This is a genomic window from Desulfobacter sp. UBA2225, from assembly GCF_002348205.1.
GTDB classification, from domain to species: Bacteria; Desulfobacterota; Desulfobacteria; order Desulfobacterales; family Desulfobacteraceae; genus Desulfobacter; species Desulfobacter postgatei.
Genome location: NZ_DDYV01000062.1, coordinates 1 through 5,443, shown reverse-complemented (window position 1 = coordinate 5,443; position 5,443 = coordinate 1). Strand labels below are relative to the sequence as shown.

General features: G+C 51.5%; 6 protein-coding genes. All 6 read right to left on the bottom strand.

The window, feature by feature from the left end; genetic code table 11:
* The coding region (locus tag B3D59_RS03355) for a BatD family protein (RefSeq protein ID WP_286817691.1) at positions 1 to 564 on the bottom strand (564 nt) is incomplete at its 3' end.
* On the bottom strand, positions 548 to 2,458 hold the full coding sequence (locus B3D59_RS03350) for a vWA domain-containing protein (protein WP_286817690.1): 1,911 nt from the start codon (positions 2,456 to 2,458) through the stop codon (positions 548 to 550). The genes B3D59_RS03355 and B3D59_RS03350, both read right to left, overlap by 17 nt.
* Before the next feature lie 22 nt (positions 2,459 to 2,480).
* Positions 2,481 to 3,512 carry a VWA domain-containing protein gene (locus B3D59_RS03345; RefSeq protein WP_286817689.1) on the bottom strand — a complete coding sequence of 344 codons (1,032 nt, stop codon included), beginning with the start codon at positions 3,510 to 3,512 and terminating at the stop codon, positions 2,481 to 2,483.
* The gene (locus B3D59_RS03340) at positions 3,512 to 4,075 is read right to left on the bottom strand and encodes a hypothetical protein (protein WP_286817688.1); all 564 of its coding nucleotides are present in this window, start codon (positions 4,073 to 4,075) and stop codon (positions 3,512 to 3,514) included. The genes B3D59_RS03345 and B3D59_RS03340 overlap by 1 nt, the downstream gene beginning before the upstream one ends.
* Entirely contained in the window at positions 4,075 to 4,878 is an 804-nt protein-coding gene (locus B3D59_RS03335; RefSeq protein WP_286817687.1) for a DUF58 domain-containing protein, read from the bottom strand. The genes B3D59_RS03340 and B3D59_RS03335 overlap by 1 nt, the downstream gene beginning before the upstream one ends.
* A 95-nt stretch (positions 4,879 to 4,973) precedes the next feature.
* A partial coding sequence (locus tag B3D59_RS03330) for an AAA family ATPase (protein ID WP_286817686.1) occupies positions 4,974 to 5,443 on the bottom strand: 470 nt, incomplete at its 5' end.

Here is a 5,443-nt window from a genome sequence, read left to right as displayed (position 1 = left end):
GCCCTCAAACCGGGGCGGATCAAAAGACGCCCCCTTGATCTGTTGTGCCGTGCATAGTTTAAGGATATACACAACCTGTTGTCCCGGCACGATCCCGTCACTGCTCAGGAAGGCTTGGGCAAAAAAATCGCCCTTGTCATCATCAATCCGGGCCGATGGTTCCGACACCAGAATTTTAATCTCCCTGGTCAATACCGATTCGCCGTCCCGGACACAGGTGATGGGCGGAATGGTCAGTACGCCGGTTTTTAAGGGAATCAACATGTACCGGTATATGACCTTATGGCCCCATGTGCCGTTGATATAGCTTCTGCTCGACTGGGTCCCGGCGGGATTGACCTGGAACCCGGTTATGGAAGAGGTGTCAACGTCGGCCTCACCGCCGTCCACAATGACCTGCAATGAAATAACATCCTGGGGCGTAACACGGGTCTGATCCACCTGGGCCGTGGCGGTAAAGGCAAGAGCTGTGCAGGGAATGCAAAAGAGCAGTACTGCAATTGACAGTCCTGCCATATACCGATGCGCTTGGGCAATCATAGTGAATTTACCAGTCTTTATCATTGTTTCGTGCTCCGGTTTGGGGAATCAGGGCCATGCCGGGTTTGTCTTCAAGGCGGTTGAGACGATTTTCAAGCATTTTTGACTCTGCCTGCTGCATGTTCTCCTCTCCCTTTTGCCCCTGCCCGGCCTTTCCTGCCTGGGCAGTCGGGTCTTGGGACTCTTGTGCCGACATATCCTGATGCTGGTCCGTTTGGGGTTGGTTTGGCTGCTGGGGATTTTTTTCAGGTTTATTTTGCCGGTTTTTATCTCCCTGGTCTTTCTGATCCGATCCCTGCGCCTGATTCTGATTCTGTTTTTCGGACGGCTTTTTCTTATCCTCGCTGCCCTGCGGGTTCTTATTCTGATCCTGGTTATTCGGGTCCTTTTGGTGTTGATCCCCCTGATTCTTATTCTGCTCGTCTTTATTTTTTTGATCTTTATTTTTTTGATCCTGCTGTTGCTGTTTCTGCTCTTCAAGCTTTTTCTTTACAAATTCAAGATTTTCTTTGGCCTGGGTATCATCGGGGAACGCGTTAATCAGGCTCTGGTAATCCTCTATTGCCTTTTCCAGATGGTTTTGACGATAACGGGTATTGGCAAGGTTATACAGGGCATTGTGTTTAAGTTCCCTGTCCTTTGCATTTACAGCCTGGGCAAAATTGGATTCAGCCAGGTCATATTCACCGGCTGCATAGGCCGCAGCACCGATATTATAATAAAGACGCGGGTCGTCCGGATTTTCAAGCTGGGCGTCAATAAAATGCTTTTTTGCCTGCTGGAACTGCTTGTCGTCCCAGGCCTGCATGCCCTGCTTTACCGGAGAAGTCCAAAAACCTGCCCTGGCAACTCCCGGTGCCATAAGGCCCAGGGCAATGGCCAGGCAAATCAGAGAACGCCCACCTTTAACACCGTGCTTGCGGCCCGATCCCTGGGGAAAACAAGTTTCGGCAATCAGCAGCAGTACACAGGGAAGCAAGGCCCACTGAAAGCGTTTTTCCCAGACTTTTTTGCGACCCTGGGTCAGCTCCTTTTGTTCCATGGTGTTCAGGATATCCCCGGAATAGATCTGTTCAAGGTCCATGTCCCCAGCCACGGATCGTACATAGCGGCCCTGGGTCATGGCAGTAATTTTTTTAAGCATGGCCTCGTTCACTTTTGACAAAATGATATTGCCTGCACCATCCTTTTTAAATCCCCCGCCCTTGGCCGGGATCGGGGCTCCGGCCGGATCGCCTACCCCGATGGCGAAAATTCGGATTTTTTCCTTGGCAAATTTATCCACAACCTCAGTAAGGGCGGCTTCATCATCGGCGGTATCCTCGCCGTCGGTGATGAGAATAACGGCTTTTCCCGCAGTGGATGATGGATCAAATCCATTGTAACAAGCCTCAAGGGCTGCGGTCAAATCCGTACCTCCCACAGGCAGATAATCAGGGTCCAGGGCATCGAGGAAAATCCCGAATGCATTATAATCCAGGGTTAACGGACATTGCAGCACAGCCGCGCCTGAAAAGGCCACAAGTCCTGCCCGGTCCGAATGCATCAGGCGCGTCAGGTCAATGATTTCCCGTTTGGCCCGGATCAGCCGTGTGGGAGAGACATCCTGGGCGAGCATGCTGCGGGAGCAATCTAAAGCAATCATGATATCCACCCCTTTCCGGGTGATTTTTTCCCAGCGATATCCGGCAAGCGGTCCTGCCAGCGCCACCACGGCAAATCCTGTGGCCATCACGGATAAAATAGCTTTCACCCATTTGGGGCCATAGGAGAAGCCCGGCAGGATATGGTCAAACATTGGCGATTTTGCATACCGGGCAAGAATCTTTTTGTGCCGGTAAATGCCGTACACCAGCAACCCTGAAAGGGGCAAAAGCCCCCACAGAAAAAACAAAATTTGTGGATGATCAAATTTCATATGTGGATCCTTATTTCACCGCTTAAGGCAACTCCAGAAGTCTTGTGCTGCCAAGGCTCAGGCATGTAATGTAAAGCAGCAGTCCCGGGATCAGGAACAGAGTATAAAGCTCCCTGTAATCCACCCATTTGTCCACCTTAACCTTTGTCTTTTCCATTGAATCAATCATTTTATAAATGGATGCAAGGCTGTCGGTGTCCTTGGCCTTAAAAAAGGTTCCCCCGGTTTGCTTGGCAATGGCGTCAAGGGCGTCCCAGTCCATATCCACCTGGCGGTACACATACTGCTGGCCAAAAAGTCCGTCCACAAGGAAAGGGGCTTTGCCCGTAGAGCCCACGCCAATGGTGTGGATTTTAATCTTTTTTTGGGCCGCGATCTTGGCGGCCTCCTGCCAGGACAATTCTCCGGCATTGCTCTTACCATCGGTGAGCAGAATAATGATGTTCGATTTGGCCCGGATGTCTTCCAGGCGCTTGAGCGAAATACCCATGGCATCGCCAATGGCGGTGTTGGGTCCGGCAGCCCCGATCTTTAAATGATCCAGCATAAATGCAATGGTGTTGTAGTCCCGGGTCAACGGCACCTGGGTAAAGGCATGGGTGCCGAACACCACAAGGCCGATGCGGTCCCCTTCCCTTTTCATGATGAAATCGGAAATCACCCCCTTGACCGCGTCAAGACGGGTGACGATCTTGTCGTCTCGTTTGAAATCAAGGGCTTTCATGGACCCGGACAGGTCAAGGGCCAGAACAATATTTATCCCTTCGGTATCCACATTGATCTTGCGCTCACCGGCCTGGGGCCGGGCAAGGGCAAGAATCATAAGACTCAAGCCCAGCACCTTCACCAGGGGCATGAGACGGGCCGCCATTACAGCGAAACTAAACGGCACGTGGGAAGTACCGGTCAGGCTTGACACCCGGATCGTGTGGCCCGAAGGCTTGGGCAGCCACTTGAAGGAAAACCGTCTGGTACTCTTAACCGTGTGAACCAGCAGCCAGAGCCATGGCAGAATAAGCAGCAGCAGAAACCAGGGTGAGGCAAATCGAAACATCAGGCATCCTCCGCTTTTTCTCTGACCACCGCATCTGTGACAATCTGCTCAATTCCGGCCACAAGGCTGCCGGCAAAGGCCAGATCCTGCTCTATCCGTCCGGCATCCAAAGGACCTTGCCCGTCCACGGGCATATAGCGGATGGGATCGCACTGGTCCTGGAACCGGATCAATTCCGTTTTTAGCCTATAATCCAGATTCTTAACGTTTTTTACGGCCCGTGCCATCTCCTGGGAGGTCATCTCGGAACAGTTGATTTGAAAGGTGCCTGAAACATAGGCTTTCATAATACGGCCCAGTTCAAAATAAAAAATTTTGGCATCGTGGCCGAAATCGGCCATACACCGTTCCAGATCCCTTACGGCTGTTTCGTATGGCGAAAGCAGAGGCAGAGCCTGAAGATCTATGATCCTGTTTTTTCTTTTTTTAAGCCAGTACCGTACAAGCAGGACAATCAGCGCACAAAGGACAACGGCCCCGGCTCCCCAAAGAAGGGCCCGGACCAATCCAGGGTCAATGCCTGTCATCACCGGCGGCCGTATATCATGAATATCCTCAAGCATCAGCGCCTGCTCTCCCGAAGCATGAAATACCGAGTCAACACGTCGGACACACTGTCAGCCGTGGTGACATCCACAAGATCCACCCGGGCCTTGGTGAACACCGATTCGGTCAAAGAATGGATTTTCTGCCGCTGATCCGTATACCACTGCCGCATCTTTTTGCTGCCCGCATCCATGAGCGTCTCTTCCCCGGTTTCAAAATCCCTTACCCGCACAATACCGGCAAAGGGCAGGTGAAAAGCCCCCTCATCAAACACACGCAGGCCCACCACCTCATGCCGCCGGTTTAAAAGGCGCAGGTTTTTTTCGTACTCCGGGGAGAGATAATCGGAAATCACAAAGGCAAAACTGCGCTTTTTACTTATTTTTGCCATGAAATCCAGGGCACAGGCGATATCCGTACCCACGCCCTTGGGCGCAAAGGTAAAAATTTCCTTGATCACCCGCCAGATATGGGCAGAGCCCTTTTTAGGCGGGATATACTTTTCCACCTGGTCCGTGAAAAAAATCACACCCACCTTGTCATTATTTTTAATGGCATTAAATGCCAGCACCGATGCGAGTTCGGCCACCTTTTCAAGTTTGCTGCCCGAATGGGTGCCGAAATTTAAAGACGCGCTCATGTCAATGAGCAGCATGACAATGGATTCGCGCTCTTCCCTGAACAGCTTGACAAACACCTTTCCCGTACGCGCAGAGACATTCCAGTCAATAGACTTGACATCGTCACCCGGGGCGTATTCGCGCACCTCTTCAAATTCAATGCCCGAGCCTTTGAAGACAGACCGGTATTGCCCTGCCATCAGGGTGTTGACTGTTTTGCGGGACTTTATATGAATTTGCTTAATTTTTTTATGATATGGGCAGGAATCATTTCATGATCACCTGTAACTATTATTTATGGCACTTCTACGGAGTCGAACAGATCCGCCACCACCTGCTCGGTTGAAATCTCTTCAGCTTCGGCCTCAAAGGAGAGCAGAATCCTGTGGCGGAGTACATCGGGTCCGGCAAGTTTTATATCCTGGGGCGTAACATAGGCCCGGCCCGCAAGAAATGCGGTAACCCGTGCAGCCTTGGCAAGAAAGATGGTCGCCCTGGGCGAGGCCCCGAACTCGATGTAATGACCGGTCTGCATTTTGCAAGATTCCGGATTTCGCGTGGCAAAGATCAGGTTAACGATGTATTCTTTGAGTTTTTCATCCACATACACCTGATCCACCAGGCGTTTTAATCCGGCAAGGTCCTCACAAGAGACAACGGGTGATATCTTCTCTACCTCGGCGAAGCTTGTCTTTTTAAGGATCTCAAGCTCCTGGGTCCGACTGGGGTATTCCACCAGCACCTTGAGCATGAAGCGGTCCACCT